The following is a 13,887-nucleotide window of genomic DNA, read 5'->3' as shown; positions in this document are numbered from 1 at the left end:
AATGTGCGTCCCCTTTGTGGCCGTGGGGCGAAAACAGGAGTGAAAAAGCGTGGTGATGTCGACCTTCCAACGCTGGAGCAGTGCGGTTTTTCTGGCCTTGGCCTTTTTGGCTATATTAAGCCCCGCCAACCGGGCATGGGCTGTTTTGCAGGTGGATGTTTCCCGCGGGAATGTGGAGCCTTTGCCCATTGCCATTCCCGATTTCATTCCGGTGCGTCCGGTACAAACCAAAGACGGAAGCTTAGAGGCGATTGGCGGGCAGATTGCTTCGGTGGTTTCAGCCGATCTGCTGCGGTCCGGGCTGTTCCGTCCCCTTGATCGTTCGGCCTTTATTTCCCAACCGCAATCAGCAGATATTCGCCCGCGCTTTGCCAATTGGCGGGCCATTGCCTCGCAAGCTTTGGTGACGGGCCAGGTGGATATGCGTAGCGATGGCCTGATGGTGGCAGAGTTTCGTCTTTGGGATGTGCTGAGCGAAGCGCAATTGACGGGCCTGCGCTATACGGCCCAGCCCGGTGACTGGCGGCGCATCGCCCATAAAATCGCGGATTCTATTTATGAACGCCTGACCGGAGAAGACGGCTATTTCGATAGCCGCGTGGTGTATATCGCTGAAAGTGGGAGCCGCATCAATCGGCGCAAAAGGCTCGCCATCATGGATCAGGATGGCCACAATCATCTGTTTTTGACCAATGGCGACGATCTGGTTTTGACGCCGCGCTTTTCGCCCAACCGGCAGGAAATCACCTATCTTGCCTATTATAACGATAAGCCGCGAGTCTATCTTTATAATCTGGATACCGGCAAGCACGAGGTTCTGGGCGATTTCCCCAATATGACCTTTGCGCCGCGCTTTTCCCCTGACGGGGACCGCGTGATCATGTCTTTGGCGGAAAACGGTAATTCCGATATTTATGAAATGGACCTGCGCACGCGCCGGGTTCGCCGTCTGACCAGCCATCCCGGTATTGATACCTCGCCGTCCTATTCTCCCGACGGGCGTCATGTGGTGTTCAATTCCAACCGGGGGGGCAGTCAGCAATTGTATGTGATGCGTGCCGATGGTTCCAATGTAGAGCGGATTTCTTTCGGGGGCGGGCGGTATGCAACGCCGGTCTGGTCGCCACGCGGGGATCTGATTGCTTTTACCAAGATCGGTGATTCGAAATTTCGCATTGGCGTGATGAAGCCCGACGGCTCCGGCGAGCGGGTTTTGACCGACAGCTATCAGGATGAAGGCCCCACATGGTCGCCCAATGGCCGTGTTTTGATGTTTTTCCGCTTGTCGCCGGAAAGCGGCCAAACCACATTGCGATCTGTGGATTTGACGGGCTATAATGAACGTTTGGTCCCCACGCCCTTGGATGCCTCGGACCCTGCGTGGTCGCCAATTTTGGAAAAATAAGAGCAGTCTGTCAAAAATTGCTGTAATTTCGACTAATTAGCAGTCTTGAATGTCAGATGGGGGATGGATATAAGTAGGGTTGCAAAAGATCATAGGGATCGATGTGCGCGGGTCGAAGGGCTGCCCGTGTCCCACAACCCAAACAAGCTCGGGCCTCAGCTTCAAATTCATGGAGACGACGGAAAAATGATCGCCAAACGATTTGGTCTGCAGGCACTGACTGTTGCCGCGGCCGCCTTCCTTCTCGCCGCTTGTGCGAGCACAAACCCGGCTGACGAAGAGGCCACCGCCACGGCTGCACCAGTTGTCAGTGAACAGACAGAGCCTCAGGCCGTACCTTCTGCCGAGGTGGAGCAGGAACAAATTACCGATCCATTCGGTGACGCAACGCAATCGGCACTGGAAAATTATGCCGGTGACCGGGTGTTCTTTTCTTTTGACAGTTCTGAATTGAACCCTGCAGCGCGCCAAACGCTGCAACGTCAGGCGGAATGGATGCAAAACCATCGGTCTGTAAAGGCTGTTGTGGAAGGCCATGCCGATGAACGCGGCACCCGCGAATACAATCTGGCGCTGGGTGAACGCCGTGCCACGGCTGCCAAGAATTATTTGGTGGCACTCGGAATTTCTCCGGATCGCCTGTCGACCATCAGCTATGGCAAAGAGCGTCCTGCTGTTTTGGGGTCGGGTGAAAGCGTGTGGCGTCAAAACCGCCGTGCTGTCTTGAAAATTGATCGTGCTGGCGCGTAATTTGCGCCGGCGCTGGCTTTCTTGAAAGGCCGGTTTCTTCTCCGAAGCGCTCCGTGCCTCTCTTTTGCCAAACCTTTATGGTTGGCTGGGGGAGTGCGGGGCGTTTCAGCGTTCCGCCCCATGCAGGGGCGTGCTGATGCGGGATCAAGGGAGTTTCTATGTACAGGCAATTGGTTTTTCTTGTCTTTTTAAGCCTTATTTTCCAAGCGACCCCGTCTTTCGCGCAGACCCGGGCCGAAATCAACGACAAGATCGAAACGCTTGAAAAGCAATTGCGGGCGGTACAGCGCCGGGTTTTCAATGGTGATGACACGGCATTTCCGCAACAGGATCGTGCTATTGATTCTGCATCATCGGGCGCGGTCAACCAAATGCCGGCCACGGCCGGTGGTCGCGGTTTGCTGGCAGATTTGTCCTTGCGGGTCGATGCGCTTGAAAGCCAGTTGGGCGCGCTGACCGGAAAAATCGAAGAGCTGAAATTCGAGAATCGCCAAATGGCTGACCAGCTTTCCCGTTTTGAAAAAGACACGGCCTTACGGTTGCAAATGCTGGAAGGGCGCGGCGTTTCCGGTGCGGCTATTGCCGGGACTGCATCTGGCAGCCGTGGGGATATGGGGGCGGGGCAACCGGCACCCGCGGGGTTGGTCAAAACCCCCACACCGGAAGACGCGCAGGCTTTGCTTGCCAATCCCACAAGCTCGCCCGACACGGTTGCCTCAACCAGCGGCGATATTTTAAGCCCCGACGAGCAATATCAGCGGGCTTATGATCTGCTACGCCGCGGCCAGTTCCCTCAGGCCGAAACGGCTTTTCGCAAGTTCTTGGCCGATCATCGTGATCATCCTTTGGCGGGCAATGCCCAATATTGGCTGGGGGAAAGCTATTATGTGCGCCAGGATTATCCCCGCGCCGCCCAGGCATTTCTCACCGGCTATCAGGATTATGGCGATGGCGCCAAGGCAGCGGACAGCCTTTTGAAGCTGGGAATGACACTGGCGGCTTTGGGGCAACCGTCCGATGCCTGTGCAGCCTTTGATGAATTGGATCAGAAATATCCAGAGGCGGAAAGCCGCATCAAGCAAAGGATGGCGGCAGAGCGTGCGCGGCTGTCTTGTAACTAAAAGGCGGGCGCATGGTCGATAATGCGCCTGTTTCCGATCAGACCTTCGCTCATCTGATGGCGGGGCTGGGGCTGGGGCCTGAAAACGGCCCGGTGGCGGTTGCTGTGTCAGGCGGGGCGGATAGCATGGCTCTTGTGCGCTTGGCGGCCCGCTGGGGGGCAGTGGTGGCGCTGAGTGTGGATCACGGCTTGCGTCCGGAAGCCTCTTTGGAACTGGATCGGGTCGGGGCTTGGCTGAAGCCTTTGGGGATTCCCCATGATCGCCTGCACTGGGACGGCCCGAAACCCGCAAGCGATCTGCAGGCAGCGGCTCGCGCGGCGCGGTATCGGTTGTTGGAGAAGCGGTGTCGGGAGCGCGGCATTCATGCCCTGTTGCTGGCCCATCACCAGAATGATCAGGCGGAAACGCTTTTGTTGCGTTTGGCCCGCGGGTCCGGTGTGTGGGGGCTTGGCGGGATGGCGGCAGTCGCCCCGGCCCTGACAGATATGCCTGTGCAGAATGGGCGTCCTTTGCGTCGTTATCGTCCGCTCTTGTCGTTGCCCAAGGCGCGGCTTATTGCCACCTGCAAAGCCTTTTCCCAAGAATGGATTGAAGATCCCTCGAACCGGGATGTGTCTTATGATCGCAGCCACACACGGGCATTGCTGGCCAATCCGCCCTTGTCCGGATTGACGGCCCGGCGTTTGGCGCAAACGGCACAGCACATGCGCCGGGCGGGAGAGGCGCTGGACCATTATGCGCAAGGTTTGATGGCGCGTTGTGTTGTCTTTTCAGCCCAAGGATATGTGACTGTTCAACGGACCGGCTTCCAGACGGCACCATTGGAAATTCAATTGCGGCTGCTGTCCAGATTGTTGATGTTTGTGGGGGGCGCGATCTATCCGCCCCGGCTCACTGGCCTTGAAGCCTTGTTGGCAGAGATGGGCGCAACCGGTTTCAAAGGGGCAACATTGCGCGGCTGCCGGGTTTTCTTGCAAGATGGGGAGCAGGTGATTATCTGCCGCGAAGAAGCCTCTTGCGCGGCGCCTCTTCCGATAAAGCCGGGCGAGACGGTGTTTTGGGATGGCCGAATCAGAGCGTTTTTAGACGCGGACCAAAAACCCGCTATGGTGGGGGCCTTGGGGGATGCGGGGTGGCGGTATTTATGCAAAGAATGCCAAGGCATTGATAAAGCGTTGCCCTATCCCGTGCGTTTAAGCCTGCCCGCCTTGTGGAGCGATGGGCGGGTGGTGTCGGTGCCTTTCTTGGGATGGCGGGGGTCTGAAGCAGGATTTTCCACCGAACTTATGGCGCGTCAATCGGTGTTCGGGGCCATGCCGGATGTTGAACAAGAGTAAGGCTGGCCCCTTCTATGGAGAATTGTCCTTGTAGATGGGAGGCGAGTGCTTATTTGCTAGAAGCTGACCCTAAGCTGCAATTTATGGGTTCACACTCTAGCAACAGGCGTTGAAGAGTGGTTTAATAAGGCTGTTATCTGTGCGCGCAGTTTATGTTTTCGGCCTGCGTGCGGCGAATGGAAGGAACTGGCGTGAGCAATTTTGCCCGCAATGCGCTTTTGTGGCTTGTTATCATCATTGTATTGGTGGCTGTTTTTAATCTGTTTCAGGGGCCAGCGAGCACCGGTGCACCGCAATTGGCGTATTCCGACTTTTTGTCGCGGGTAGAGCAGGGACAGGTGCAGTCTGTTACCATTCAGGGCCAGACCATCAGCGGCGAATCGCGGGATGGCGGGCGGTTTTCCACTTATATGCCCGATGATGCCACGCTGATTCCCACTTTGAAGCAAAACGGGGTGCGTTTTACCGCAAAGGAAGAAGACTCCAATGCGGTTCTGGGCACGTTGTTGGCGTGGTTCCCCATGCTTTTGCTGATTGCTGTATGGATTTTCTTCATGCGCCAAATGCAATCGGGCGGACGCGGCGGGGCCATGGGCTTTGGCAAATCGCGGGCGCGGTTGCTTACGGAAAAAACTGGCCGCGTGACCTTTGAGGATGTGGCCGGTATCGACGAAGCCAAGGAAGAATTGGAAGAAATTGTCGAGTTTTTGCGTGATCCGCAAAAATTCCAGCGGCTTGGCGGGCGGATTCCCAAAGGGGCGTTGCTCGTTGGCCCTCCCGGTACCGGGAAAACCCTGCTGGCCCGTGCCATTGCAGGTGAGGCCAATGTGCCGTTCTTCACCATTTCCGGTTCGGATTTTGTTGAAATGTTTGTGGGTGTGGGCGCCAGTCGCGTGCGCGATATGTTCGAGCAAGCGAAGAAAAACGCGCCCTGCATCATCTTCATCGACGAGATCGACGCTGTGGGTCGCCATCGTGGGGCCGGCCTTGGCGGCGGCAATGACGAGCGCGAACAGACCTTGAACCAGCTTCTGGTGGAAATGGACGGGTTCGAAGCCAATGAAGGCATCATTCTGGTGGCGGCCACAAATCGCCCCGATGTGCTGGATCCGGCTTTGCTGCGTCCGGGCCGCTTCGACCGTCAGGTGGTGGTGCCCAATCCCGATGTTCTGGGCCGTGAGAAAATCCTGACTGTGCATATGCGCAAGGTTCCCATCGCTCCTGATGTGAAGGCTCGGGTGATTGCGCGCGGTACGCCAGGCTTTTCCGGGGCCGACCTTGCCAATTTGGTGAATGAAGCGGCGCTTTTGGCCGCGCGTAAGGGCAAGCGTCTGGTTTCGATGCAGGAACTGGAAGAAGCCAAGGATAAGGTGATGATGGGGGCCGAACGGCGCTCCATGGTGATGACCGACGACGAGAAAAAGCTTACCGCTTATCATGAAGGCGGCCATGCTTTGGTGGCGCTGCATTGTCCGGTATCGGATCCAGTGCATAAGGCCACCATCATTCCTCGTGGTCGGGCACTGGGGATGGTCATGCGCCTTCCTGAGCGGGATGAATACAGCCAGTCACGGCAGAAGATGCATGAAAATCTGGCCATTGCCATGGGTGGACGTGCGGCAGAAGAACTGATTTTCGGTCATGATGCCGTCACCTCTGGCGCTTCGGGCGATATCCAGATGGCCACGCGTTTGGCGCGGGCGATGGTGACCAAATATGGTCTGTCCGACAAGTTGGGGCCGTTGCTTTATTCCGAAAATGAAGAAGAGGTCTTCCTGGGCCATTCGGTGGCGCGCCAGCAGAATATTTCGGAAGCCACGGCGCAGGAAATTGATCGGGAAGTGCGGCGCTTTGTGGATGATGCCCATGAGCGGGCCAGAACCATCCTGACCGATCATTTGGATGATTTGCACAAAATCGCCAATGCGTTGTTGGAATATGAAACCTTGTCTGGTGACGAGATCAAAGGGCTGTTGCGCGGTGAACCTATTGACCGCCCCTCTGCGGATGAAGAGCCGCCTGCACCCAAGGCACCGGCTGCGGGCACTGTGCCCAAAGCGGGACGTCCGGGCTTTGGACAAGGGCCCGATATCGAGCCTCAGCCCCAAGGCTGACTGTAAGTCCATGCTGACGGGAATGGCGCCGGGACAAAAGTGACCCATGCGGATTAAAGACGCCTCGGCGTGTCAAGACAGCGAATTTCTTCTCAAACCTGTGGCGCCGGCGCTTGTTGCCGGTGCCCCGTTCCTGCCTTTGGCGGGGGGGCCTTACGGGTTTTCCCGCCTTCTTGTGACGCTTCTTGATGGCGATGCACCGGTGGCAATGGAACAGCTGTCTGTTCGGCAGCTTGCAGAGTGGCGGGCTGATCTTAATCCGGCGCTTTTGGAAAAATTTGATAGCCGGTTGACGGCGTTGACAGCGCCTCGCCCGCCCATGACCATACCGGGCCGCGCGATGCCTTTGGGCTTTGGCCGCCCCATGGTGATGGGCATCGTGAATGTCACACCCGATAGCTTTTCCGATGGTGGGCGGTTTTCCGATGTGGATGCAGCTCTTGCACATGGTCAGGCGCTGATCGATGCCGGGGCGGATATTCTGGATATCGGCGGTGAAAGCACACGGCCCGGTGCCAAGTCCGTTTGGGAAGAAGAAGAGCGCCAGCGCATTGTGCCGGTGATCGAAGGTCTGGCGAAAAGTGGCGCGGTGCTTTCGGTGGATACCCGCAAGGCATCGGTGATGGAAGCGGCTTTGGAAGCCGGAGCGCATATCATCAATGACATATCGGCCCTGACCTATGACGATAGGGCCTTGGCTGTGGCCGCGGCCAGCGATGCGCCGGTGATCTTGATGCATGCCAAGGGCACGCCCCAAACCATGCAGGATGCGCCGGTCTATGATCATGTGCTGGCTGAAATATATATCTGGCTTTTGCACCGTATTGCCGCATGTGAAGCGGCGGGGCTGGTGCGGGAACGGTTGATGGTCGATCCCGGTATCGGCTTTGGCAAGACCGTGCGGCACAATCTGGATGTGATCAATGGCTTGGGGGCCTTGCACAGCCTTGGGGTGCCGCAGCTTTTGGGCGTATCGAGAAAACGGTTCATCGGGGCGTTGTCTGCGGAAGAACCGGCCAGCGACCGCTTGGGCGGGTCTTTGGCTGCGGGCCTTGCCGGGCTTGGACTTGGCGTGCAGATCCTGCGGGTGCATGATGTGCACGAAACCGTACAGGCTGTGCGCGTTCTTCAAGGCTTGGCAGCCAGCGCGGTGATGGAACAAGGGATAGATGCGGGGCATTGAGACCATTGGGTCCACCACCCGTAAAAGAATTGAAAGTGTCGAGGGCTGCATGTCACGGAAATATTTCGGAACGGACGGGATTCGGGGAACTGTCAATACCGCCCCCATGACTGCGGATATTGCTATGCGTGTGGGCATGGCCGCTGGGCGCATTTTCCGGCGCGGCGACCATCGCCATCGGGTGGTGATCGGCAAGGATACCCGGCTTTCGGGCTATATGCTGGAGCCAGCCCTGACAGCAGGGTTCACCGCCACCGGTATGGATGCCATCATGGTGGGGCCCATGCCGACCCCCGCCGTTGCCATGCTTACCCGGTCTTTACGCGCTGATCTGGGGGTGATGATCTCCGCCTCGCATAATCCGCATCATGATAATGGCATCAAGCTGTTTGGCCCTGATGGCTATAAATTGTCGGACATCGTGGAAATCGATATCGAGCGGCTGATGGATAATGGTCTGGATGAAGGGCTTGTTGCGCCGTCCGATCTGGGCCGTGCCAGCCGTCTTGCCGATGCGGAAGGTCGCTATATCGAATTTGCCAAGGCCACCGTGCCCGCAGGATTGACGCTGGATGGTGTAAAAGTGGTGATCGATTGCGCCAATGGGGCCGCTTATAAGGTTGCCCCCACTGTGCTGTGGGAATTGGGAGCGGATGTGGTGCGCATCGGCGTGGACCCCGATGGTTTCAATATCAATGATGGCTGCGGCTCTACAGCGCCGGAACGCATGGCAAAAGCGGTGGTGGAGCATGGTGCGGATCTGGGCATTGCCCTTGATGGCGATGCAGACCGGCTGATTTTGGCCGATGAAACGGGGCGGATTGTTGATGGCGATCAATTGATGGCCTGATCGCCGATAATTGGCATACACGCGGCTTGTTGAAAGGCGGCGGGTTGGTGGCCACCAGCATGTCCAATCTGGGGCTGGAACGTTTCTTGGCAGGGCGCGGCCTAAGTTTGGCGCGCACCGATGTGGGGGACCGATATGTTGTGGAACATATGCGGAGCCACGGTTTTAATCTTGGTGGCGAGCAATCAGGGCATATCGTTATGTCTGATTATTCCACTACGGGCGATGGTTTGATCGCCGCCTTGCAGATTCTGGCCTGTATTGTGACATCGGGCAATGCGGCGAGCCACGTGACCCGCTGTTTTGAAAAAGTCCCGCAGCTTTTGAAAAGTGTGCGCTTTAGCGTTGAAAATCCCTTGGAGCATGACCGCATCCAAGCAGCCATCGAACAAGGAAAAATGCGGCTGGGCAATCACGGGCGTTTGGTGATTCGCAAATCCGGTACGGAACCTTTGGTACGGGTGATGGCCGAAGGCGATGATGCGGACCTTGTGGCGCATGTGGTGCACGATATCTGCCAGGTGGTTGAGGCGGCAGCCTGATATGCGGGGCCGGGTGCTGATCATTGCGGGTTCGGATTCCGGCGGCGGTGCCGGTGTTCAGGCGGATATAAAAACCGTCACCATGCTGGGCGGCTATGCGGCCAGCGCCATCACCGCCATTACGGTACAAGATACGCTGGGCGTGCACGGTGTGCAGGCCATTTCCCCCCATATGATTGCCGATCAGATCCGCGTGGTGCTGCGGGATATTGGGGCCGATGCGATCAAAACGGGCATGATGGGCGATGTGGAAACCATCATGGCGGTGGCGGAGGTCTTGCGTGAGGAGGCGTGCCAGATCCCCCTTGTTCTGGATCCTGTGATGGTGGCGAAGGGAGGGGCGTCGCTTTTGGCACCGGATGCCGTGGCGTGTCTCAAGCAGCATTTGTTGCCCCTTGCCTATCTTGTTACCCCCAATGCCCCGGAACTTGCGGCCCTTACCGGTCTGCCTGTTGAAACCACAGGATGATGGAAAAGGCGGCCCGGACATTATGTGCGGAATTGCTTCCCCATAAAATGGCGGTTTTGGCCAAAGGCGGCCATCTGGACGGGGCGGGTCTGGTGGATCTTTTGGTGCAGGAAGAAACGGTGACGCAGTTTTCCGCATCCCGTATCGAAAGCCGCCATACCCACGGCACCGGCTGCACCCTTGCCAGTGCCATTGCCACCGGCTTGGCGCAAGGCATGGATATAAAAGACGCGGTGCGCCGCGCCCATGCTTATGTGCATAAGGCCATTGCCACAGCACCGGGCTTTGGCAAGGGCCATGGGCCGCTCAATCACGGCCATCCTCTGGATTAAATCTAAAAGGGATCAAGACTGATTTTTCCTTTCGGCGCGCAGGCGGGCCCGGCGGCGCATGGCGGCCAAATTCAGCCCTTCCACCAACAAGGAAAAGGCGATGGCAAAATAGAGATAGCCGCGCGGGATATGGAAGTGCATGCCATCGGCCACCAAGGCCACGCCGACCAGGAGCAAAAAGCTCAAGGCCAGCATTTTCGTGGTGGGATGGCGGCTGATGAACGCCGCCACGGGTTCGGCGGCAAACAGCATGACCAGAATGGCAAAGACCACGGCGGCGACCATCACCGGCAGTTCTGCTGTCATGCCCACGGCGGTGATTACGGAATCGAGCGAAAACACCGCATCCAATATCATGATCTGCATGATGGCGGCGGCCATGCCAAGCGCCACTTTTTCGGGGCCGTGTTCTTCTTCGCCTTCCACTTCTGCGTGGATTTCTCTGGTGCCTTTATACAATAGGAACAGCCCGCCTGCGCCAAGGATCAGATCGCGCCAGGAAAAGACAAAATCATAAATGGTCAGAATGGGGGCGGTCAGGCCAATGATCCATGACAGCATCAAAAGCAAGGCAATGCGCATGATAAGCGCACCGGCAAGCCCGATACGCCGGGCTTTCTTTGCCTGATCGGGAGGCAGCTTTTCGGTGATGACCGACAAAAACACCAGATTGTCGATGCCCAAAACGATTTCGAGAAGAGACAGTGTGAGAAAACTGGCCCAAATTTCCGGGGTGGCGAGATAATCGAGGATCATGGACGCTGTCCCTTCATGAGATTTTCGCTATTCTGTTTAAGGCAGGATGTGGGCAATGAAAAGGAATGTCCTATGGGGGAAGACGACGGTCTGATTTGTGCCTATGCGCTGGATGGTCTTGGCGGTGGCGCGGCATTGGGGTGGGAGGCGCTTGATCGTTCGATAGAGGATGAGACCGGTCCGCTTACATGGATTCATGTGAATCGCACCAATGCGCGCGCACAAAATTGGTTGAAAACCGGATCGGGGCTTGATGCCATGGCCATTCGGGCGCTGTTGGCGGAAGATACGCGGCCACGCTGCACCGCCTTTAGCGATGGCGTTTTGCTGAACTTGCGCGGCGTCAATCTCAATCCTTCCCAGGATCCTGCAAATATGGTGGCGATTCGTTTGTGGATCACGCCCCATTGCATCATCTCTGCGCGGCTGCACAAGATCGCCGCCATTGCCAATATCCGTGATAAGATCGAACAAGGGACGGGGCCAAAAACCGTTGGGCAATTTGTTGCCATGCTTGCTGCCGGGCTGACCGAACGCATGGAGCCGGCCCTTGATAGTCTGGAAGATGAATTGGGAGATTTGGAAGAGCGGCTGGTGGATGAGCCGGGGGTGGGTTTGCGCAAGGAATTGGGGGCGGTACGCAGGCGTGCCATTTCCTTGCGGCGCTATATTTCCAGCCAGCGCGAGGCTTTGTCGGAATTGGCAACGGCGCGGCCCCCATGGCTGGAAAGCGAAGACCGGGAGCATCTGCTGGAACAGGTGGACCGGGTGACCCGTTATGTGGAGGATCTGGATGTGATCCGCGAGCGGGCCTTTGTTTTGCAAGATGAACTTTATTCGCAATTGTCCGACCGCATGAACCGCATTGTCTATCTTCTGACAATCATCACCGGCGTGTTCTTGCCCATCAGCTTTTTAACCGGCCTGTTCGGGGTGAATATTGGCGGTATGCCGGGGGTGGAAAGCCCCGTTGCATTTTTATATTTCTGCCTTGGAATGGTGGTGCTGATCTTTGTGGAACTGTTGATTTTCCGGTTTTTGAAATGGATTTGAACGCCTTGGATATGGACATCAGGCGCGCCGTGGGCGTGACCGATATGGCAACGGCCCGCCAGCTTTTTTCCGCTTATTTGCGCGAATTGGGCGTGGATTTGTCTTTTCAGGGGGTTGAAGCGGAATTGGCGGATCTCCCCGGCCTTTATCGGGAGCCTTCTGGGGTGATCTTGCTGGCGGAAAGCGATGGCTTGCCCGTGGGCGTTGTGGCCCTGAAGCCGCTTTCAGAACTGGGCGACGGTGTGTGCGAAATGAAACGGCTTTATGTGCGGCCTTCGGCACGCGAGACAGGGGTGGCCGAAGCCTTGTGCCGGGCGCTGGAAGCCGAAGCGTCCATGCGCGGCTACCGGATGATGAAGCTGGACACTTTGGCACGGCTGAAGGCCGCCAATGCGCTTTATGACCGGATGGGATTCAGCCCTTGCGCGGCTTATAACGACAATCCTTTGGAGGATATCCGGTATTTTGAAAAGCCATTATGATCATTCTGTCATGGGGTCGGCATCTGTGACCCGCTCCAGGATCATTTTCCGCACATGAGTCAAGGCATCGGCACGCTCCATCCCGCTTTGAAGGCGGGGATCATAGAGCATAGCCAGCAAGACCTTGTCGGCCTCGGTCAATTCCGTCACATGGTCGGCCTCGCAAAACAGCGATGGCTGATAGTTGCAGGCATCATTGGGCAGGCCCATGATCTGCACCAGCTCTTCCATCAGACAATGATCTTGCAGCGCCGGGGAAATATCGCTGCCGATCATGATAACACCGCCCTTGATGCGATCGCTTTCGCTGCTGGAAACCCCCAGACAAGCGCTTGTGTTGATAAAATCATGATAACGAGGGTCCGTTTTATCGGCTGCGGGCAGGGCGGCAAAATCCCGGCGCGGGAAATATCCGAGCCGCAAAGTGGCTTGTTTGGTGTCGTCGACACGAGCCACATCGATGCCGGTGATCCGGGAAATTTCTGTGAGCACCGATTGGATGCGGCCAAGAGGCGGTGGCGTATCCAGAGCGGGTGACGCGAAAATAGCCACCTCAAGCGGCGCTCCCCACCGCCGGATGGTGTTGTTTTTCATGCCATGCTCATGCCCGAACACCACATCATCGAATTGCCGGAAAAGCTGATTGGGGGACACCTCCATCATATTCGCCCTGACAGTGGGGCTGTGGAGCATTATCGCAAGGCTGATACAGGCAGAGATGGCGCGGACGGAAAGAGGCATGGCAAACGCATCCTTGTGAAAAGCGATGTGTTAACCATATTGAGACAACATTAATAAAAGCTGAGCATAAGATTGCAGCCTGCACACATTTCCATCACATTTTGTGTGACTGGGAAAAGGGCGCTCCCTTAGAATTTATATTTACCGATGTGGAAATAGGCCGTGTCTACAGACCGCCTCGTCCGTCTATGCTGCAGATGCGAAAAAATAAAAATTAACCATTTTTGCTAAGGAAGAATTTACAACCTTGGCCTTAATGGAGGGGCGTGTTGCTACGGAAACAAAACCCTGCCGCATCACGCAATTTCCCCTCTATAAGAAAGCATTGACATGTTCGCTCGTATTATGATGGCGGCCAGCCTACTGGTCGCGGTTGCGATTGCTGCAACGCCGAAAGACAGCTTTGCTGCCGGGGCCTCTGATTGGCAAATGGCCGTTGCCCGCACCATTGCCGATAAGCAGGTATATCCGCGATCCGCTTTGATGCGTCAGATGGAAGGGACGGCCAAGGTGAAAATGACCGTGGACCGCACCGGGGCCATCAAATCTTATGAAGTGGTGCAAGCCACCGGGGTCCGCGTTCTGGACAATGAAGTTGAACGCCTGATGGAACGGGTGAATCCCCTCCCTAAGCCGCCAAGCGATATGGGTGATGAATATTTGACGTTCATTTTGCCTTTAAGCTGGGCGTTACAATAAGCCAAGCGCGCTTTTTGGCTAAAAAGAAACAGGCGGCACAATTCGTGCCGTCT

Annotated in this window: 11 protein-coding genes and 2 pseudogenes; 11 read left to right on the top strand and 2 right to left on the bottom strand. The window is 56.7% G+C overall.

All coding sequences use genetic code 11. The annotated features are described in order from the left end of the window. Positions 1-55 precede the first annotated feature (55 nt). The 8 genes and pseudogenes from tolB to thiD all read left to right on the top strand — a co-directional run bounded on the left by tolB (position 56) and on the right by thiD (position 10,103). The gene (gene tolB / locus JCM17844_RS12575) at positions 56-1,405 is read left to right on the top strand and encodes a Tol-Pal system beta propeller repeat protein TolB (protein ID WP_150001318.1); all 1,350 of its coding nucleotides are present in this window, start codon (positions 56-58) and stop codon (positions 1,403-1,405) included. A gap of 186 nt (positions 1,406-1,591) precedes the next feature. Continuing rightward, on the top strand, positions 1,592-2,155 hold the full coding sequence (gene pal / locus JCM17844_RS12570) for a peptidoglycan-associated lipoprotein Pal (RefSeq protein WP_150001267.1): 564 nt from the start codon (positions 1,592-1,594) through the stop codon (positions 2,153-2,155). Positions 2,156-2,313: 158 nt separating this feature from the next. Beyond that, the gene (ybgF, locus tag JCM17844_RS12565; RefSeq protein WP_150001266.1) at positions 2,314-3,276 is read left to right on the top strand and encodes a tol-pal system protein YbgF; all 963 of its coding nucleotides are present in this window, start codon (positions 2,314-2,316) and stop codon (positions 3,274-3,276) included. A gap of 11 nt (positions 3,277-3,287) precedes the next feature. Then, complete coding sequence (tilS, locus tag JCM17844_RS12560; protein WP_150001265.1) at positions 3,288-4,613, top strand: tRNA lysidine(34) synthetase TilS; 1,326 nt, start codon at positions 3,288-3,290, stop codon at positions 4,611-4,613. A gap of 191 nt (positions 4,614-4,804) precedes the next feature. After that, positions 4,805-6,727 carry an ATP-dependent zinc metalloprotease FtsH gene (gene ftsH / locus JCM17844_RS12555; RefSeq protein ID WP_150001264.1) on the top strand — a complete coding sequence of 641 codons (1,923 nt, stop codon included), beginning with the start codon at positions 4,805-4,807 and terminating at the stop codon, positions 6,725-6,727. A gap of 46 nt (positions 6,728-6,773) precedes the next feature. Then, the gene (folP, locus tag JCM17844_RS12550; RefSeq protein ID WP_150001263.1) at positions 6,774-7,910 is read left to right on the top strand and encodes a dihydropteroate synthase; all 1,137 of its coding nucleotides are present in this window, start codon (positions 6,774-6,776) and stop codon (positions 7,908-7,910) included. A 28-nt stretch (positions 7,911-7,938) separates the two neighbouring features. Next, positions 7,939-9,302, top strand: a pseudogene (gene glmM, locus JCM17844_RS17410) (phosphoglucosamine mutase). A 1-nt stretch (position 9,303) separates the two neighbouring features. Beyond that, positions 9,304-10,103: pseudogene (thiD, locus tag JCM17844_RS17405) on the top strand (bifunctional hydroxymethylpyrimidine kinase/phosphomethylpyrimidine kinase). Between the two features lie 12 nt (positions 10,104-10,115). Here the strand turns inward: thiD and JCM17844_RS12535 are convergent. Then, entirely contained in the window at positions 10,116-10,856 is a 741-nt protein-coding gene (locus tag JCM17844_RS12535) for a TerC family protein (protein WP_150001317.1), read from the bottom strand. Between the two features lie 75 nt (positions 10,857-10,931). Here JCM17844_RS12535 and JCM17844_RS12530 point away from each other — a divergent pair, with 75 nt between their 5' ends. Then, the gene (locus JCM17844_RS12530; RefSeq protein ID WP_210431958.1) at positions 10,932-11,912 is read left to right on the top strand and encodes a zinc transporter ZntB; all 981 of its coding nucleotides are present in this window, start codon (positions 10,932-10,934) and stop codon (positions 11,910-11,912) included. An 11-nt stretch (positions 11,913-11,923) separates the two neighbouring features. Beyond that, entirely contained in the window at positions 11,924-12,394 is a 471-nt protein-coding gene (locus JCM17844_RS12525) for a GNAT family N-acetyltransferase (RefSeq protein WP_210431957.1), read from the top strand. Here the strand turns inward: JCM17844_RS12525 and JCM17844_RS12520 are convergent, their stop codons facing one another. Continuing rightward, on the bottom strand, positions 12,395-13,135 hold the full coding sequence (locus JCM17844_RS12520; protein ID WP_150001260.1) for a DUF2927 domain-containing protein: 741 nt from the start codon (positions 13,133-13,135) through the stop codon (positions 12,395-12,397). A gap of 330 nt (positions 13,136-13,465) precedes the next feature. Here JCM17844_RS12520 and JCM17844_RS12515 point away from each other — a divergent pair, with 330 nt between their 5' ends. Then, positions 13,466-13,834, top strand: a complete 369-nt coding sequence (locus tag JCM17844_RS12515) for an energy transducer TonB (RefSeq protein ID WP_150001259.1) — start codon at positions 13,466-13,468, stop codon at positions 13,832-13,834. Positions 13,835-13,887: the final 53 nt, after the last annotated feature.

The organism is Iodidimonas gelatinilytica (genome assembly GCF_008579125.1).
GTDB classification, from domain to species: Bacteria; Pseudomonadota; Alphaproteobacteria; order Sphingomonadales; family Rhodothalassiaceae; genus Iodidimonas; species Iodidimonas muriae.
The sequence above is the reverse complement of the archived record's forward strand: the minus strand, read 5'-3'. Positions and strand labels throughout refer to the sequence as shown.